At 42.2% G+C, this 17,173-nt stretch carries 16 protein-coding genes; 1 reads left to right on the top strand and 15 read right to left on the bottom strand.

Annotated elements, in window-relative coordinates; translation table 11 throughout:
• The first annotated feature begins 9 nt into the window (after positions 1-9).
• Positions 10-921: a PTS system mannose/fructose/sorbose family transporter subunit IID gene (locus QP439_RS06465; protein ID WP_000136864.1), complete on the top strand. Its 912-nt coding sequence runs from the start codon at positions 10-12 to the stop codon at positions 919-921.
• 55 nt (positions 922-976) lie between these two features.
• Here the strand turns inward: QP439_RS06465 and pepC are convergent, their stop codons facing one another.
• The 15 genes from pepC to QP439_RS06390 form a co-directional block, all read right to left on the bottom strand.
• Complete coding sequence (pepC, locus tag QP439_RS06460) at positions 977-2,311, bottom strand: aminopeptidase C (protein WP_020903069.1); 1,335 nt, start codon at positions 2,309-2,311, stop codon at positions 977-979.
• 111 nt (positions 2,312-2,422) lie between these two features.
• Positions 2,423-3,145, bottom strand: coding sequence for a pseudouridine synthase (locus QP439_RS06455; protein ID WP_049551199.1), 723 nt, complete (start codon positions 3,143-3,145; stop codon positions 2,423-2,425).
• A gap of 267 nt (positions 3,146-3,412) precedes the next feature.
• Positions 3,413-3,643 carry a GlsB/YeaQ/YmgE family stress response membrane protein gene (locus tag QP439_RS06450; RefSeq protein ID WP_102210844.1) on the bottom strand — a complete coding sequence of 77 codons (231 nt, stop codon included), beginning with the start codon at positions 3,641-3,643 and terminating at the stop codon, positions 3,413-3,415.
• A 9-nt stretch (positions 3,644-3,652) separates the two neighbouring features.
• The gene (locus QP439_RS06445) at positions 3,653-4,894 is read right to left on the bottom strand and encodes an aminopeptidase (protein WP_285388794.1); all 1,242 of its coding nucleotides are present in this window, start codon (positions 4,892-4,894) and stop codon (positions 3,653-3,655) included.
• 75 nt (positions 4,895-4,969) lie between these two features.
• Positions 4,970-9,361, bottom strand: coding sequence for a PolC-type DNA polymerase III (locus QP439_RS06440; RefSeq protein WP_261122119.1), 4,392 nt, complete (start codon positions 9,359-9,361; stop codon positions 4,970-4,972).
• 103 nt (positions 9,362-9,464) lie between these two features.
• Complete coding sequence (fusA, locus tag QP439_RS06435; protein ID WP_000090348.1) at positions 9,465-11,546, bottom strand: elongation factor G; 2,082 nt, start codon at positions 11,544-11,546, stop codon at positions 9,465-9,467.
• Between the two features lie 279 nt (positions 11,547-11,825).
• Positions 11,826-12,296: a 30S ribosomal protein S7 gene (gene rpsG / locus QP439_RS06430; protein WP_000087873.1), complete on the bottom strand. Its 471-nt coding sequence runs from the start codon at positions 12,294-12,296 to the stop codon at positions 11,826-11,828.
• Between the two features lie 19 nt (positions 12,297-12,315).
• A complete protein-coding gene (rpsL, locus tag QP439_RS06425; protein WP_001142332.1) occupies positions 12,316-12,729 on the bottom strand; it encodes a 30S ribosomal protein S12 in 414 nt (137 codons plus the stop codon).
• Between the two features lie 134 nt (positions 12,730-12,863).
• Positions 12,864-12,995, bottom strand: a complete 132-nt coding sequence (locus QP439_RS06420) for a hypothetical protein (protein WP_261047573.1) — start codon at positions 12,993-12,995, stop codon at positions 12,864-12,866.
• 52 nt (positions 12,996-13,047) lie between these two features.
• Entirely contained in the window at positions 13,048-13,647 is a 600-nt protein-coding gene (locus QP439_RS06415) for a response regulator transcription factor (protein ID WP_261047574.1), read from the bottom strand.
• The gene (locus QP439_RS06410) at positions 13,648-14,745 is read right to left on the bottom strand and encodes a sensor histidine kinase (protein ID WP_285388779.1); all 1,098 of its coding nucleotides are present in this window, start codon (positions 14,743-14,745) and stop codon (positions 13,648-13,650) included.
• Positions 14,745-15,482 carry an ABC transporter permease gene (locus tag QP439_RS06405; RefSeq protein ID WP_261028380.1) on the bottom strand — a complete coding sequence of 246 codons (738 nt, stop codon included), beginning with the start codon at positions 15,480-15,482 and terminating at the stop codon, positions 14,745-14,747. Before QP439_RS06405 ends, QP439_RS06410 begins: the two co-directional genes overlap by 1 nt.
• A 1-nt stretch (position 15,483) precedes the next feature.
• Positions 15,484-16,368 (bottom strand): ABC transporter ATP-binding protein, encoded by an 885-nt coding sequence (locus tag QP439_RS06400; protein WP_261028381.1) that lies wholly within the window; start codon positions 16,366-16,368, stop codon positions 15,484-15,486.
• The gene (locus QP439_RS06395; protein WP_006146175.1) at positions 16,355-16,549 is read right to left on the bottom strand and encodes a hypothetical protein; all 195 of its coding nucleotides are present in this window, start codon (positions 16,547-16,549) and stop codon (positions 16,355-16,357) included. Before QP439_RS06395 ends, QP439_RS06400 begins: the two co-directional genes overlap by 14 nt.
• Positions 16,546-16,752, bottom strand: a complete 207-nt coding sequence (locus tag QP439_RS06390; RefSeq protein WP_031237547.1) for a hypothetical protein — start codon at positions 16,750-16,752, stop codon at positions 16,546-16,548. The genes QP439_RS06395 and QP439_RS06390 overlap by 4 nt, the downstream gene beginning before the upstream one ends.
• Between the last annotated feature and the right edge of the window lie 421 nt (positions 16,753-17,173).

The following is a 17,173-nucleotide window of genomic DNA, read 5'->3' as shown; positions in this document are numbered from 1 at the left end:
GAAAACATCATGACTGAAAAACTTCAATTAACTAAATCAGATCGTAAAAAAGTTTGGTGGCGTTCAACTTTCTTACAAGGTTCTTGGAACTATGAACGTATGCAAAACTTGGGTTGGGCTTACTCATTAATTCCAGCTCTTAAAAAACTTTACACTAAAAAAGAAGATCAAATCGCTGCTCTTGAACGCCATCTTGAGTTCTTCAACACTCACCCATACGTAGCCGCTCCAATCATGGGGGTTACTCTTGCACTTGAAGAAGAACGTGCTAACGGTGTTGAAATTGATGATGCTGCTATCCAGGGGGTTAAAATCGGTATGATGGGACCTCTTGCTGGTATCGGTGACCCAGTATTCTGGTTTACAGTACGCCCAATCCTTGGATCACTCGGTGCTTCACTTGCCCTTACTGGTAATATCTTAGGTCCAATCCTCTTCTTCGTTCTTTGGAACTTGATTCGTATGTCATTCTTGTGGTATACACAAGAGATTGGATACAAGGCTGGATCAGAAATCACTAAAGATATGTCTGGCGGTATCCTTCAAGACATCACTAAAGGAGCTTCTATCCTTGGTATGTTCATTCTTGCTGTCCTTGTTCAACGTTGGGTAAATATTAAATTTGCTTTCGATGTTGCCAAAGTTCAACTAGATGAAAAGGCTTATATCCATTGGGATAAATTGCCAGAAGGATCTAAAGGTATTCAAGAAGCATTCGCACAAGTAGGACAAGGATTGTCTCAAACACCTGAAAAAGTTACTACTTTCCAACAAAACTTGGATATGTTGATCCCTGGACTATCAGGACTACTCCTTACTCTCCTTTGCATGTACTTGCTTAAGAAAAAAGTATCTCCAATCACTATTATCCTTGCACTCTTCGCAGTGGGTATTGTGGCACATGTTCTTCACATCATGTAATCAAGCAACTTAAAAGGAATCAGGTTCTAAAATCTGATTCCTTTTTTCTATACTTTTATTCGGCCAAGGCACCCATTGGATCCCATGGTGCGAGTACAATTGGTTCTGCTTCATAGGCAGCTTGTTCTGCTGCTGTCAGCAATTCTTTACGGACAACGATTTGGTATGTGTATTCGTCCATCCAAGCGTCTGAGGCAACAAAGTAACCATCTGTACCGACCTTGTCTCCCCATGAGTTTTCAACCTTCCACTTGGTTGACTTGCCATTTTCGTCCAAATCAACACCTGTCAAGACCATGGCGTGGGTCATCAAGCTTTCACTGTAGTCCAGACGTCCAGCCTTGTCTTGAGTGAGTTTAATGTCCATGCTTGATTCAAAGTCATAAACATCTGTCGCAAGGATTCCAGCCTTACGGTTGCTGAGCTGGCCGACATCAGAACCAAACCAAACAGTCTCACCTGCTTGCATTTGAGCAATTGCCAACTCTTTCAAGCGCTCCATCGGCACGTTGATGTAACGAACCGCACGGCTACCAACCACATTTCCTAACATCTCAACTGTGTAAGATTGGCCGTAAGGCTTGTCAGCAGTTGGAGCATTGATAACAGAAACGTAGTCTTCTAGTGGAAGATTAACATATTTCTTGTAAAACTCTTGTGGTGTAATGCCCTTTTCACTTTGGTAGTTGTTATCCTTATCGCGATAAGCAAAGTCAAATGTACGTGGTGGAAGACCCAATGACATAGCAAGGAAGTTAAAAATTTCTTGCAAAAGATCTTCTTTCTTAGCTTGAACAGTCGCTTGGTCTGCGCCAGAAGCAAGCAAGTCACGCAAGATTTGAGCATCTTGACGAAGCAATTTGTTGAGAATGGCATTTAGCTCACGACTGCTGCTAGATGAAACAGACTCTGGATAAACAGACTTAGGAACGACACCATATTTCTCAAAGAGAGAAACAACCATATCCCATTGACCGCCATCTTGTTGTGGAGTTTGGAGTAGGAATTTAACCTTACGGCTCGTCAAATCTTGGTCTGCAGTCGCAATGACTTGCTCCAAGAACCAGTTGGATTTCTCATACTTGTCCCAGAAGAAGGTGTGGGCCTGTGACAACTCAAAATTTTCCAATTTATATTGTGAAATGAGTTTGTGGCGGAAGGTGTTGAGAGCCGCAAACATCCAGCAACGACCAGATGCTTTCTGGTTAGTAACCTTGTCCTTGGTCAAATCCAATGAGAAAACAGGGGTGTTGTCTACATGGCTTTGGCGACGTTCTAGGGCTGCAAAAATTCCGTTGTGGCTAGCAGCATTTTCAATCGCTTGGTATTTTACATTTGCTTCATAATTGGCAAATAGTTTATCAGTAAATGATTCTTGAATCGCGTTCATAGATTCCTCCTTTTATTCTACAGTCTATTATAACTCTTTTCACAAAGGAAGCAACTGAAAAACATAAAAGGCAAGGACTTTCTCCCTCACCTTTTTCGAATATAAACCAAACTAAGCAATACTTGCAAGGAGAACTTCTAATTCTTCCTTGGTCAAGCGACGCCATTCTCCTCGCTGCATGTTCTCATCCAATACTAGAGTTCCCATAGTCAAACGTTGCAAATCCACCACTTCCTTGCCACAGTAGGCCACCATACGCTTGACCTGATGAAACTTCCCTTCTGCAATAGTCACACGGATTTGACTCTGATTCTTTTCTGCATCTGTGGAAAGAATCTCCAGTCTAGCGGGCTGACAGGTAAAGTCTTTGAGCGGAATGCCCTTGGCAAATATCTCCACATCTTCTTGGGCCATAATTCCCTTGACCTGAGCCAAATAGGTCTTGTCCACATGACGCTTGGGCGAAAGAAGAGCATGAGCCAGCTGACCATTATTGGTCAAGAGTAAAAGACCATGCGTGTCAATATCCAAGCGCCCTACTGGGAAAACTTCCTTGCTCTGAGCAATAACATCCAGCAAGTCCAGAACTGTTCTGTGCTTAGGATCCTCAGTCGCTGAGATAACTCCTTTGGGCTTGTTCATCATGTAGTAGACAAACTCTTCATACTCCAACACTTGCCCATCAAAGCGAATCTCATCTCTTTCTTCATCAATCTGCAATTTAGCTGATTTTTCTTTTTTACTATTTACCGTCACGCGCCCAGCCTTGAGCAAGTTTTTGACCTCAGTCCGACTTCCCACAGCACAGGCAACTAAAAATTTATCTAATCTCATAGAACTATTATATCATATCAAAAGGAGGCTGTCTCAATGACCAACCTCCTTTTCATTTCATACTCTTCAAAAATCTCTTCAAACCGCGTCAACGTCGCCTTGCAGTATATATGTTACTGACTTCGTCAGTTCTATCTGCAACCTCAAAACAGTGTTTTGAGCTGACTTCGTCAGTTATATCTACAACCTCAAAACAGTGCTTTGAGCAACCTGCGGCTAGTTTCGTAGTTTGCTCTGTGATTTTCATTGAGTATCAGATTTAAGAAATTAACTTCCTCGTCTCCAGAAAATCGCTAAGACAATCATGGCTCCTAAAATTGCTGGGATAATAGCTGTTCCTGATAAAACTGGCCCCCAAGTTCCAAAAAGCAAGTGTCCCAAAAAGGCACCAATCCAGCCTAGAAACATTTTTCCAAAACATCCCATTCGCTCTCCACGATTGGTCAGAGTACCTGCTAAAAATCCCACTAGGAGACCAACGAACATACTTCCTAACATATTATCTCCTTAATTTGCCCAATCTCCTTTACGGAAGAGTGGTACACGTGTCCCATCCTCACGGATACCATCGATATCCATCTGATTAGAACCAATCATAAAGTCCACGTGAACATCTGAACGGTTAAGTCCCGCAGCTTCAAGTTCTTCTTCGCTCATCTCCGCTCCACCAACAACACTAGTTGCATAGGCTGCACCAATAGCCAAATGGTTTGAAGCATTCTCATCGAAAAGAGTATTAAAGAAGGTAATGCCTGACTGAGAAATTGGGCTTGGATCTGGTACCAAGGCACATTCACCCAAGGCACGCGCACCCGCATTTTCAAAGACAAGGTCCTTCATAACTTGATCGCCTTTTTCTGCAGTGATATCCACGATTTGTCCATCCTTGAAGGTTACTTTAATTCCTTCGATGATATTTCCATTATAGCTAAGCGGTTTTGTAGAAGTGACATAACCATCTGCACGACGGAAGTCAGGCGCTGTGAAGACTTCCTCTGTCGGCATATTTGGCAAGAATCCTTCGCCCTGTGCATTGATAGCACCAGCTGATTCCCAAACGTGGTTCTTCGGCAATCCAAGGGTCAAATCGGTCCCTGGCGCTGTGTAGTGAAGGGCTGAAAATTGTTCTTTATTAAGCATATCTGCCTTGCTCTTAAGGATAGCTGCATGCTCTTCCCAAGCCTTAACAGGATCTTCTTCGTAGACACGGCAAGTTTTGAAGATTTGGTCCCAAAGGAGATCGACTGCTTCTTCGTTGCTCGCAGCATTTGGAAAGACTTTCTTAGCCCACTCAAGTCCAGCAGCGGCTGCTACAGTCCAGCTAACCTTGTTGGATTGAGTTGCGATACGCATTGGCTTCATGGCAAGTCCCATAGCTTTAGCAGAAGCTGAAAGCTTATCAGCGTCCACTCCGTTCAAGGCACCTGGGTCAGAAGAACGAACTCCAAGACGGCTAGCTTTGTTCTCCAAAAGATAGTTCATCTCAGCAATCTTGTATTCTGGCACATTGTCCAGACGCTCCAACGGCGCATGGAGGAATTTCTCACGGTTAATGACATCATCTGTCCACTGAACAATAACCTCATGCGCACCCAAAGCATAAGCTTCCTTCACGATTAGATGCGCCAACTCACGTTGCTCCACATCGATAGAAAGCGCCAAAGTGTGGCCAGGCTGCACGTTAATTCCGTTCGCAACCAACAATTTCGCGTATTTTTCTAGATTTTCTTTAAAATTTGGTAAAACCATTCTGTTATCTCTTTTCTATATTTTTTAGTTTTTATTCAAAAATTATGTGACTATTTGTCCGTCTGTTAATTTTTTTTAAAACAATTCATCAAACAAACTCAACTGGTTATCCTCTGGCATATTGCCGAGAATGCCCATTTCATCCATCTTTTCAACCAAAGTTGATGAGAGTCCACCACGCTTACGCAATTCTGTTTTAGAAAGAAATTCTCCCTCTTCACGCGCTCGAACTAACTGCTTGGCAACGTTCTCTCCCAGACCATCCATAGCAACAAATGGTGGAATCAGTGTATCTCCGTCAATGATGAATTCAGTCGCATCACTACGGTAGAGGTCTAACTTCCCAAACTTGAAACCACGTTCCCACATCTCATTGACGATTTCAAGTGTTGTGTAGAGGTCAATTTCTACATTGGACGCTTCATTGTTCTTCCGTTTTTCAGCGATTTCTGCCATTCTGCGTTTGATGGCATCCAAGCTCGCACCCATAGTCTTGATATCAAAGGCCTTGGCACGAATGGAGAAGTAAGCACAGTAATAATAAATCGGATGATGGACCTTGAAGTAAGCTACACGAAGGGCCATCATAACGTAGGCTGCCGCATGAGCTTTAGGGAACATGTACTTAATTTTCCCACAGGACTCGATATACCACTCTGGCACCTTATTGGCCTTCATGGCTTCGATATAGCCATTTCGCTCCTCTTCGGAAATCTTCAACCACAAGCCCTTACGTACTCGCTCCATGATGGTAAAGGCCATCTTTGGTTCTAGACCCGCGTGCATGAGGTAAACCATGATGTCGTCCCGACAACCGATAACAGTCGATAGGTCCGCAATCCCTTGCTTTATCAGATCCTGGGCATTGCCCAGCCAAACGTCGGTACCGTGGGATAGACCTGAAAGCTGAAGCAATTCCGCAAAAGTCGTCGGATGCGTCTCGTCTACCATCCCTCGTACAAAGTTGGTCCCAAACTCTGGAATCCCCAACATACCCGTAGGCGTTCCGATTTGCTCAGGTGTTACCCCTAACACATCAGTCCCAGAAAAGAGAGCCATAACTCCCTCATCATCCATAGGAATTTCATTAGGGTCAATACCAGACAAGTCCTGAAGTTTCCGAATCATTGTTGGATCATCGTGTCCCAGTACATCAAGCTTGAGGACATTCTCATCGATATCATGGAAGTTAAAGTGAGTGGTCTGCCATTCAGCCGTCACGTCATCTGCTGGATACTGGACAGGCGTAAAGTCGTAAACATCCATGTAGTTAGGAATAACAACGATTCCCCCCGGGTGTTGTCCTGTTGTACGCTTGACACCGGCAGCGCCTTGAGCAAGACGTTCCACCTCTGCATCACGATAAAACTTGCCATAATCTCGCTCGTAACCCTTGACAAATCCATAAGCAGTCTTGGCAGCCACCGTACCAACCGTTCCTGCACGGAAGGCATATTCCTCACCAAAAATATCACGCACATCCAAGTGGGCGCTAGGCTGGTCTTCTCCCGAGAAGTTCAAGTCAATATCGGGAACCTTGTCCCCATCAAAACCAAGGAAGGTCTCGAAAGGAATATCCTGTCCGTTTTTGCTGAGTTTGTGACCACATTTTGGACAGTCCTTATTGGGCATATCAAAACCTGAACCGTAAGAACCATCGGTGATAAATTCGCTGTACTGACACTGACCACAGACATAGTGAGGAGATAGAGGATTGACCTCTGTAATTCCAATCATGGTCGCAACAAAACTGGAACCAACAGATCCACGAGAACCAACCAAGTAACCCCGTTCATTGGAACGTTGCACCAACATCTGGGAAGCCAGGTAAATCACGGCAAATCCATTCCCCAGAATGGAAGTCAATTCTTTTTCAATTCGTAAATCAACAATATCTGGCAGTGGATTTCCATAAATCTCAAAGGCCTTCTTATAGGTCAACTCGGCAACTGTTTCTTCAGCCTTGTCGATGAAAGGCGTATACAAATCCCCCTTAACAACCTCAACAGGTTCAAAGATTTCTGCCAAGGCATTGGTGTTGTCAATAACTAGTTTCCGAGCTAATTCCTCTCCCAAGAAGGCAAATTCATCCAACATCTCATTGGTCGTTCTAAAATGGGCTTTTGGCAGAGGAGCTGATTGGGCATGTTCACCGTGACCAATAGTTCGGTTAATCATAGCCCCCTGTCCCAAACTACGGACGATAATTTCACGATAAATCTCTTCTTCCGGTTCGATATAGTGAACATTTCCGGTAGCCAGAACAGGCTTACCAAGACGGTCTCCCACTTCTATCAAGCTTTTGATAATGGTCTGGAGTTCCTCCATATCCTTGACCTGCTCCTTGGCAATCAATGGTGCATAAATAGCCGGTGGCATAACCTCGATAAAGTCATAATACTTGGCCACCTCAACCGCCGCATCCACACCTTGGGAAACGACTGCATCAAAAACTTCACCCTCAGAGCAAGCTGATCCTAAAATCAAGCCTTCCCGATGGGCATCTAAAACCGTTCTTGGAATCCGTGGCACCCCTTCAAAGTACTTAGTATTGGATAAAGAAACCAGTTTAAAGATATTTTTTAACCCTACTTGATTCTTGACATAAATGGTAGCATGTTTAATCCGAGCTTTTTTATAAGAATCTGGACTAATCAAATCAATGTTGAGTCTAGCTAGATCGGTCACACCATGTTTTTCTGCTACTTCTTTGATAAAGATGAAAAGCAGGCGACCTGTAGCTTCCGCATCGTAATTGGCCATGTGGTGATGTTCCAAAGCCACACCAAAACGCTTGGTCAAAGGTCCCAAACCATGACGTTTATACTCAGGATAGAGGTTTCTAGCAAACTCCAGCGTATCAATAACTGGCTGGCTAATCTTTGGCAGACCATAACGCTCATAATTGGCATTCATAAAGCCAACGTCAAAGGTCGCATTGTGAGCGACTAGGACAGTATTCTTGCAGAATTCTTGGAATTCCTGTAAAACTTGTTCCAGTGGTTTGGCATTTTTGACATGATCATCTGTAATTCCAGTCAACTCAGTAGTAAAAGCTGACAAGGGATGCCCAGGGTTAATAAATTCATCGAATTCAGCAATGACATTCCCCTTGTACATCTTAGAGGCCGCAACCTGAATCAAATCATTATAGATAGCTGAAAGTCCTGTCGTTTCCACGTCAAAAACCACGTAGGTCGCTTCTGACAAGTCCATCTCCACTTCGTTATAGACGATAGGGACACGGTCCTCCACGATATTGGCTTCCATTCCATAGATTAGCTGAATTCCCGCTTTTTTGGCCGCCTTATAGCCGTGTGGGAAGGACTGGACATTCCCATGGTCCGTGATGGCAACCGCCTTGTGTCCCCACTTAGCAGCTGTCGCAACGATTTCTTCGACCTCTGGCAGAGCATCCATGGTCGACATGTTAGTATGAGCGTGAAACTCAACCCGACGCTCACCTTCTGGCATCAAATCCTTGCGCTCATAGTGAACAACTTCCTGCACATCCTGCACGTTCATAGTCAAATCATGTGTGAAGTTATTCATCTCCACATTTCCACGCACTCGGAGCCAAGAATTTTTCTTAATTAGATCAAACTTCTGGGCCTCTTCCTCGTTCTTAACCCACTTTTGCATCGAAAAACTTGAAGTATAGTCCGTCATTTTAAAATTGATCAAAACACGCCCTGTTCTGGTCACTTTTTGCTCCACATCAAACACAACCCCTTCAAAGACCAGACGATTTTCCTCCGTCGTCACTTCTATCATAGGAGTAATCTCCGCTTTGTCCAGCTTGGGTTTAGCTACAGCTTTTTTCGCTTGAAAATCAAAGGCTGGTTTCTCTTCCGCTGGAGGTGGCGCCATTTGTTCTAATTGTTCCATAGCACGGAGTGCTTCCTCGTTAGCAGCTTGAACAATCTGCTCATTTTCAGCATGAAAGGCTTCTTCCTGCTCCTGGGTCAAAACATCATTCTTCTCGATCTGACAATTAAAAGTTGGAAAGCCAAATTTTTCAAGTTGTTTAGCTAAATTAGGAAGGTGATTTTTCTTAAAGTGTTCTTTATCAATCGACTCAGATCCTTCAATAAATAGCTGATCGCCCTCCGCACGAACTCGCAAATTCTGATAAAGGGACTTAAAACCTTGACTAGCACATGGCCCCTCAGAAAAAGCCTCTCTATAGTAGGACTGCAAGAGTTGATTTGAAAATTCTTGAGACAGAGTCTTGATTTCGAAAACAGCTTTATTGCCTGTCTTAGAAAATTCTTCGCTCAAACCTTTCTTTAATTCTAAAAAAATTTCAATCGGTAAAATATTAGAAAATACGAAATGAAACTCCCATACCTTACTAATTTTATGAACCACAACTCGCTCAATATCAGCCTGTGCTAAAGCAGGAGCCTGTCTCATTTCAGCAGGCATCCCTAGTTGATTCATCAAAATTTCAAAACTATTTGACATTCATTTTCCTCACATTATTCTCCTACTATTTTACCATATTTAGAGGTATTTTCTAAAGACAAAAGGAAGCCACTAAGTGACTTCCTTCTAGAGGGAGGACTGATTAGTCTTCACCTTTGTTTTTCTTAATGATTTCTTCTTGAACTGACTTAGGTACATCTTCATAGTGGTCAAATACCATCATGAATGTACCACGTCCTTGAGATGCAGAACGAAGAACTGTTGCGTAACCGAACATTTCAGCAAGTGGAACATAAGCACGAACGATTTGGCTGTTACCGTGTGCTTCCATACCATCTACACGTCCACGACGAGCAGTTACGTGACCCATAACATCACCAAGGTTTTCTTCTGGAACAGTGATTGTTACAAGCATCATTGGCTCAAGGATAGCTGGTTGTGCTGATTTAGCAGCTTCTTTAAGGGCAAGTGAAGCCGCGATCTTGAAGGCAGTTTCAGATGAGTCGACATCGTGGTATGAACCATCGTAAAGCTTAGCTTTAACGTCAACCATTGGATAACCTGCAAGAACACCGTTAGCCATAGATTCTACCAAACCTTTTTCAACCGCTGGGATAAATTCACGAGGAACCACACCACCGACGATTGCGTTTTCGAATTCGAATCCTTTACCTTCTTCGTTTGGAGTAAATTCAATCCATACATCACCGAATTGACCTTTACCACCAGACTGACGTTTGAAGAATCCACGTGCTTGAGTAGAAGCGCGGAATGTTTCACGGTAAGATACTTGAGGAGCACCTACGTTCGCTTCAACTTTGAACTCACGACGCATACGGTCAACAAGGACGTCAAGGTGAAGCTCACCCATACCTGAGATAACTGTTTCACCAGTTTCAACGTTTGTTTCAACGCGGAATGTTGGATCTTCTTCAGCCAATTTTTGAAGGGCGATACCCATCTTGTCTTGGTCAGCTTTAGATTTTGGCTCAACCATCAATTGGATAACTGGTTCTGGAACGTTGATTGACTCAAGGATGATTTTAGCTTTTTCATCTGTCAATGAGTCACCAGTAGTAGTATCTTTCAAACCAACGGCAGCAGCGATATCCCCTGAGTAAACAGTGTCAATTTCTTGACGGCTGTTAGCGTGCATTTGAAGGATACGTCCGATACGTTCACGTTTACCTTTAGAAGTGTTCAAAACGTATGAACCTGATTGAAGAACACCTGAATAAACACGGAAGAATGTCAAACGACCTACGAATGGGTCTGTCATAATCTTGAAGGCAAGAGCTGCAAATGGCTCTTCGTCAGATGCTGGACGAGTTTCTTCTTCGTCTGTATCTGGGTTGATACCTTTGATTGCTGGGATGTCAAGTGGGCTTGGAAGGTAGTCAATAACCGCATCAAGCATCAATTGAACACCTTTGTTCTTGAAGGCAGAACCACACAATACTGGGAAGAATTCAACGTTGATAGTCGCTTTACGAATACCAGCTTTCAATTCTTCGTTAGTGATTTCTTCACCTTCGAGGTATTTCATCATCAATTCTTCGTCAGTTTCAGCAACTGCTTCGATCAATTTTTCACGGTATTCTTGAGCTTGGTCAAGGTATTCAGCTGGGATGTCTTCTTCAAGGATATCTGTACCAAGGTCGTTCGTATAGATTTCAGCTTTCATCTTGATCAAGTCGATGATACCACGGAAGTCATCTTCAGAACCGATTGGCAATTGGATTGGGTGTGCATTTGCTTGAAGACGGTCGTGAAGTGTGCTTACAGAGTAAAGGAAGTCAGCACCGATTTTGTCCATTTTGTTGGCAAATACGATACGTGGAACTCCATATTCAGTTGCTTGACGCCAAACTGTTTCAGTTTGAGGCTCAACACCTGATTGTGAGTCAAGAACAGTAACCGCACCATCCAATACACGAAGAGAACGTTGTACTTCGATTGTGAAGTCCACGTGTCCTGGTGTGTCGATGATGTTTACGCGGTGGTTGTTCCATTGAGCTGTTGTCGCAGCAGATGTGATAGTGATACCACGTTCTTGCTCTTGCTCCATCCAGTCCATTTGTGACGCACCTTCGTGAGTTTCACCGATTTTGTGGATTTTACCAGTGTAGTAAAGAATACGCTCAGTAGTTGTTGTTTTACCAGCATCGACGTGAGCCATGATACCGATATTACGAGTTTTTTCAAGTGAAAATTCGCGTGCCATGAGGTTTATTTCTCCTATTTATTTTTGATTTCTATTCTATTATAACACGATTTTAATAAAAACGGATAGGCAGGACCTACCCGTTCTCAATCTTTTCATGCTATTGTTGGTTTCAACTTACGAGATGGTAAGTTGAGTTGAACTCGGGCTAAAGTTAATTAGCCGATTTGAGCCGGAACGGGATGCTGTGTGAAAAAGATAAACTTCCTTGTATTCGTCGAATACTGCGTCAGTTTCCTATTTTCACCTTGCATCCTTACCGTTCCTAGCATCATGATTTTACCAACGGAAGTGTGCGAATGCACGGTTAGCTTCAGCCATACGGTGAGTGTCTTCACGTTTCTTAACTGCTGCACCAGTGTTGTTAGCAGCATCCAAGATTTCTTTTGCAAGACGGTCTTGCATTGTGTGTTCACCACGAAGACGAGCGATTGTTACCAACCAACGAAGTCCAAGTGTTGTACGACGTTCTGGACGAACTTCAACTGGGACTTGGTAGTTAGAACCACCAACACGACGTGCACGTACTTCAAGTACAGGCATGATGTTTTCCATAGCTGTTTCAAATACTTCAAGTGCATCGTTACCAGTAGCTTCTTTGATTTGCTCAAAGGCACCGTAAACGATTGAAGCAGCTGTACCACGTTTACCATCAAGCATAACGCGGTTGATAAGACGAGTAACTAGTTGTGAATTGTAAAGCGGATCTGGCAATACGTCACGTTTTGGAGCTCTATTTTTACGACTCATTTCTCTTTATCCCCTTTCCTTATGCTTTTGGACGTTTAGTACCGTATTTAGAACGGCCTTGTTTACGATCGTTAACACCTGCAGTATCAAGTGCACCACGGACGATATGGTAACGTACCCCTGGAAGGTCTTTTACACGTCCACCGCGAAGAAGCACCACGCTGTGTTCTTGCAAGTTGTGTCCGATACCTGGGATGTAGGCAGTTACTTCGATAAGGTTGCTCAAACGTACACGAGCGAATTTACGAAGGGCTGAGTTAGGTTTTTTAGGTGTCATTGTTCCAACACGAGTTGCAACACCACGTTTTTGTGGTGAAGAAACGTTTGTTTGAACTTTTTTATGACTGTTGTAACCAACGTTCAAAGCTGGTGATTTAGATTTTTCTACTTTTGATTTACGCGGTTTGCGAACCAATTGGTTAATTGTAGGCATCTACATTCTCCTGTGTTTTTTTATTTTTGGTGATGATACACTTGGTGACAGCTATCATCTGTGTGTACTTTTGCAACATTTGTCAGCACGTCCCTGTACACTCTTGAGAGACCAAAAGTAAAAAGTACCGTTTATTATTGTAACAAATTTTTCCCTTGCTTGTCAAGATATTTTTCTTTTTTATTGTTATTTTTAGCTCGTTTGTATTGCTCCCAAAAGAAAGAAAAGGAGGAATAAATCCCTCCTAAAGTTTGGTATTGTTCCATGCAATCCCATCCCATCAATTTTAGCACATAATGTTCAAAAAATATTATATCATCACAACCAACCAGATTCTTTCGCAATATTAGCTGCCTCTGTTCGATTAGCAGCATCTAGTTTAGAAAGAATATTGGTGACATAGTTTCGGACGGTTCCGTTTGATAAATAAAGTTGATCTGCAATTTCTTGGTTAGACAAGCCTTGAGCAATTCTCTTTAAAACTGCGATTTCTTGCTCTGTTAATGGATTGGGATGCGTCATAACTACTTCCATCAATTCAGGCGAATACTCCTTGCGTCCTTCGAGGACAGTATGCAAAGTTTGCATGAGGTCTGCAATGCTTCTTTCTTTCAAGACATACGCATCTACTCCAGCCTTGACTGCACGTTCGAAATAACCAGGGCGCTTGAAAGTCGTCACCACAACCACCTTTGTTTCTAGCTTTTCTGCCCGAATCCACTCCAAGACTTCAAGACCTGTCTTAACAGGCATTTCGACGTCAAGGATGGCGATATCTACAGACTCCTTTTCTAATAGTTGGATTGCTTCTTGCCCATTCTTGGCTTGAAAGACAGACTCTACATCTGGTTGAAGCGTGAGCAATTGACACATAGCATCTCGCAACATACTTTGATCTTCTGCGACTAATACTTTCATCTACTTTCTCTCCTTATAAGGTAGTCGAACCTGAACTTCTGTCGGTTGTTTCCAACTAATTACCTTTACCTCTCCCGAAAATGGAAGAACACGATCTCGAACTGTATGGAGGTCATCCCCCTTTATAGAAGTAAAGCCACAGCCATCATCTCTCACTGTTAGAATGAGTTCTTTCTCTGTCCGTTCTAATTTTAAGTAGACTTTAGACGCTTTAGCATGTTTGATGATATTGGTCACTAATTCAAACAAAATCATGGAAGCCGTTGACTCCAATTCCTGAGTTAAGCTAGCTGTGTCTAGTTGATTAGCTATTTCCACCTCAATTCCAGCAATTTCTAACATCTTTTTCACAGTCTGTAGTTCGGATGTCAAAGTTCTAGACTTAAGATTTTCCACAATGGTTCGCACTTCATTCATGGAATCCTTGCTGATCTGATGAATTTCTTTTAATTCCTTTTCCACCTGTGGATAAGCCTCCATCTGAAATAACTGCAAGGCTAAATCTGTCTTAACACTCAGCATAGCAAAGGTATGTCCCAGACTATCATGCAAATCCTGACCGATACGACTGCGTTCATTTTCAGCAAGCAATAGATTTATCTGGGCATTTTGCTTAGTCTGAGCTTCTTTCAAATCCTCGATAATGCGAATCCGAACCAAGCCAAAAGTCATTAAATCGATAAAAGTGAGAATTCCAAGTAGATAGACTAGAAACTCAACTTCAACTTCCTGAAAAATCAAAAGTTGCCCCACAACAAGGACTTGAGCAAGGAGAAAAGTTCGGACATGTAAAGAATTAAAACTACGTACGCCGAAATGATAAATTAAGAGATTGGCAAGGAAAAAGAAGAACCAGATATAATTTACACCAACAAAGGCAGTATAGCCAGCTACATAGGCTAGCATGATAACCCAACAGAGCCAGGATAAACGCTGGCTCTTAGTTGTTAAAACGCCTAAGTAAGCCAAGACAAATAGAATATCAATCAACAAATGCCAGCTAGGAAGCTCCCCAGTCACTACAGGAACGATGGGAAAAACCATAAAAATCAAACTGGCCCAATACATATAATCTATGCTTTTCAGTCTTACAAGCATTAAGCATTCTCCTTATGACTTTGAAGGTAAATGGTCAAACCAAACAAAACTGCTGAAAAAACAAGTAGATAAACTGTGGCTGATAAATTGATGCCACCCTCGTTTAAGAAGGTCTTGAGCAACTCCATCAACTGATAAGTTGGTAGGCACTTTCCGATTGCTTGCATCCAGTCTGGAAATAAAGAGATGGGCATCCAGAGTCCGCCTAAAACAGCCAAGCCTAGATAGAGAAGATTGCCCACGACAGACATCAGCTGACTAGAAGGCAAGAGTGTCAAGGTCAAGCCAAGCGCTACAAAAGCTACACTTCCTACTATCAGTAAGAACGCAGCCCCAATCCAGCTTCCTAGAGGCATATCCACACCTCTGACCAAATGCCCAACTGAGAAAACAACCAGGATTGAGACCAAATAATCAACCATCATACTTGTTATCTTTGATAGATAATATTCTACCATATTTACAGGGGTATGGCGCAATGTTTTCTGCCAGTTGTTGATTTTATCTGTATGTAAAACAGCTGGGAATGAGAAGATAGCTGTCGACATCATGGAAAAAGCCGTCATGGAGATGAGGTAATCACGCATAAAATTCGCGGGTCCACCTGGTGTGTCCTGGTACATGCCTGAAAAGAATAAATAGAAGGCTGTCGGCATCCCTACGGATAATAGATAATAGACTAATTGTCGTTTGGTCAATAGAAATTCTATCTTGTTTAGTGCGATCCATCGTTTCATCTTAGTCATCTCCCTTTTGTGTTTCTTCAAAGATTGTATCCAACAAGCTACGATTATTGACTTCAATTTCTTGAATCCTACATCCTGCTTGCACTAACAGTTGCCAAAAAGCATCCGCTTCACGTGTAACTACTTGCAAAGCATCTTGTTTTTGTGACCAGTTTTCAACCAAGTTAGACTGCTCAATGACTTCCTTGTATGCTAGAGGAAGGATAAAGTGCTTTTCAATCTCCTCACTGCGCATGGCTAGAGGTGTTGTATCGCGAATCAACTCTCCCTTATTCAAGACCAAGATTCGGTCCGCTGTATGCTCTACCTCTTCGATATAATGGGAGGAATAGAGAATGGTAACTCCCTTAGCTTTTAGTTCCTGAACAATTTCCCAAAAACGTTGACGGGTAGAGGTATCCATGGCCGATGTAGGCTCATCTAAAAAGACAAGCTTTGGTCGCCCAATTAAGGTCAAGATAAAAGAGAAAAGACGCTTCTGCCCACCTGACAATTTTTCTGCGAATTGTTCTTTTTGTTGCTGGTCAAACTGCAATAGTTGATCAATTTCCTGCTCGCTCAAGGGATTTGGATAGATACGTTGAAAGAAAACAATCAACTCTTTTACCTTTAATTTCTGAACGATGACATTTTCTTGAGGGAGGTAGGATCTTGTGTAGTCTAACTTAGAGCTCGTCACTGGCAAGCCTTGGATGGATACTTGACCGCTGGAGACTAATTTATCTCCGAGCAAACAGTCCAAGAGTGTTGTCTTTCCAGCACCATTTGGCCCAATCAAGGCGACGCATTCACCTTCAGCTACCTCAAAGGAAATATCCTTCAAAATAGCTTTACCCTTGATGCTTTTATGCAAGCCTTGTACCTTAATCATGTTCATGATATTCTCCTTTCAGCCACTCCTTTCCCATCGGAAAGGCGATAAAAATCATAAATCCTAGTCCCCAGGCACCACGGATGAATTGGTGAAGGAAGGCTTGATCAAACCAACCTGTAAACATTTCTACCAACCATACCACTAGTGATAGTCCAATAAAAAGATAGAGAATCGCTTTTTTCATTTTTCAAACTCCTTTTTCACATCTGAGACCAATTTCAAGCCTTCTCGGATCAACCAAGACATCATGCCAAATCCTGCAAACAACTCCCAAGGAAAATGATAGAAGTCTTCGTCCAATCCTGAGAACATGAGATAAGTCATGACTCCTGCTGCTATTAAGCTCATTGCGACAATCATTTTATTTTTCATCTCTTCTTCCTCCATTTCATACTTCAATTATAGTCCTTTGAAGTTAGCGGAGCTAGAAGCTTCTGTCACTAGGAAATATGACAAATGTCATAAAATATACTGTTCAAAACAAGCAAGATACACTATACAATAAAACATGAGGTAAAATAGAATCTATAGTCACTTCCTTTATCGTGACATCAAATTCAATTCAAACTATAATGTAAACTAATACTTATTTAAAATCGTAATAGCAGCAATTTTTATAACATAAAAATATATACTATAGATTCAACAGAAACTCTTCTAGTGCTTTATTAAAAAGTTAATAAGAGTTATAAAATCTATTAAATTTCAATGTGTATAATTAACTACCATATTTATTAAGGCTCTATAATATTTGTAGTGGGTAAATCCCCTATAGATATTATGGAGCCTATTTTTGTGTAGAAAAAAA

The sequence above is a fragment of the Streptococcus sp. UMB1203 genome, from assembly GCF_030217725.1.
Lineage (GTDB): Bacteria > Bacillota > Bacilli > Lactobacillales > Streptococcaceae > Streptococcus.
This window is presented reverse-complemented; position numbering and strand designations above follow the sequence as displayed.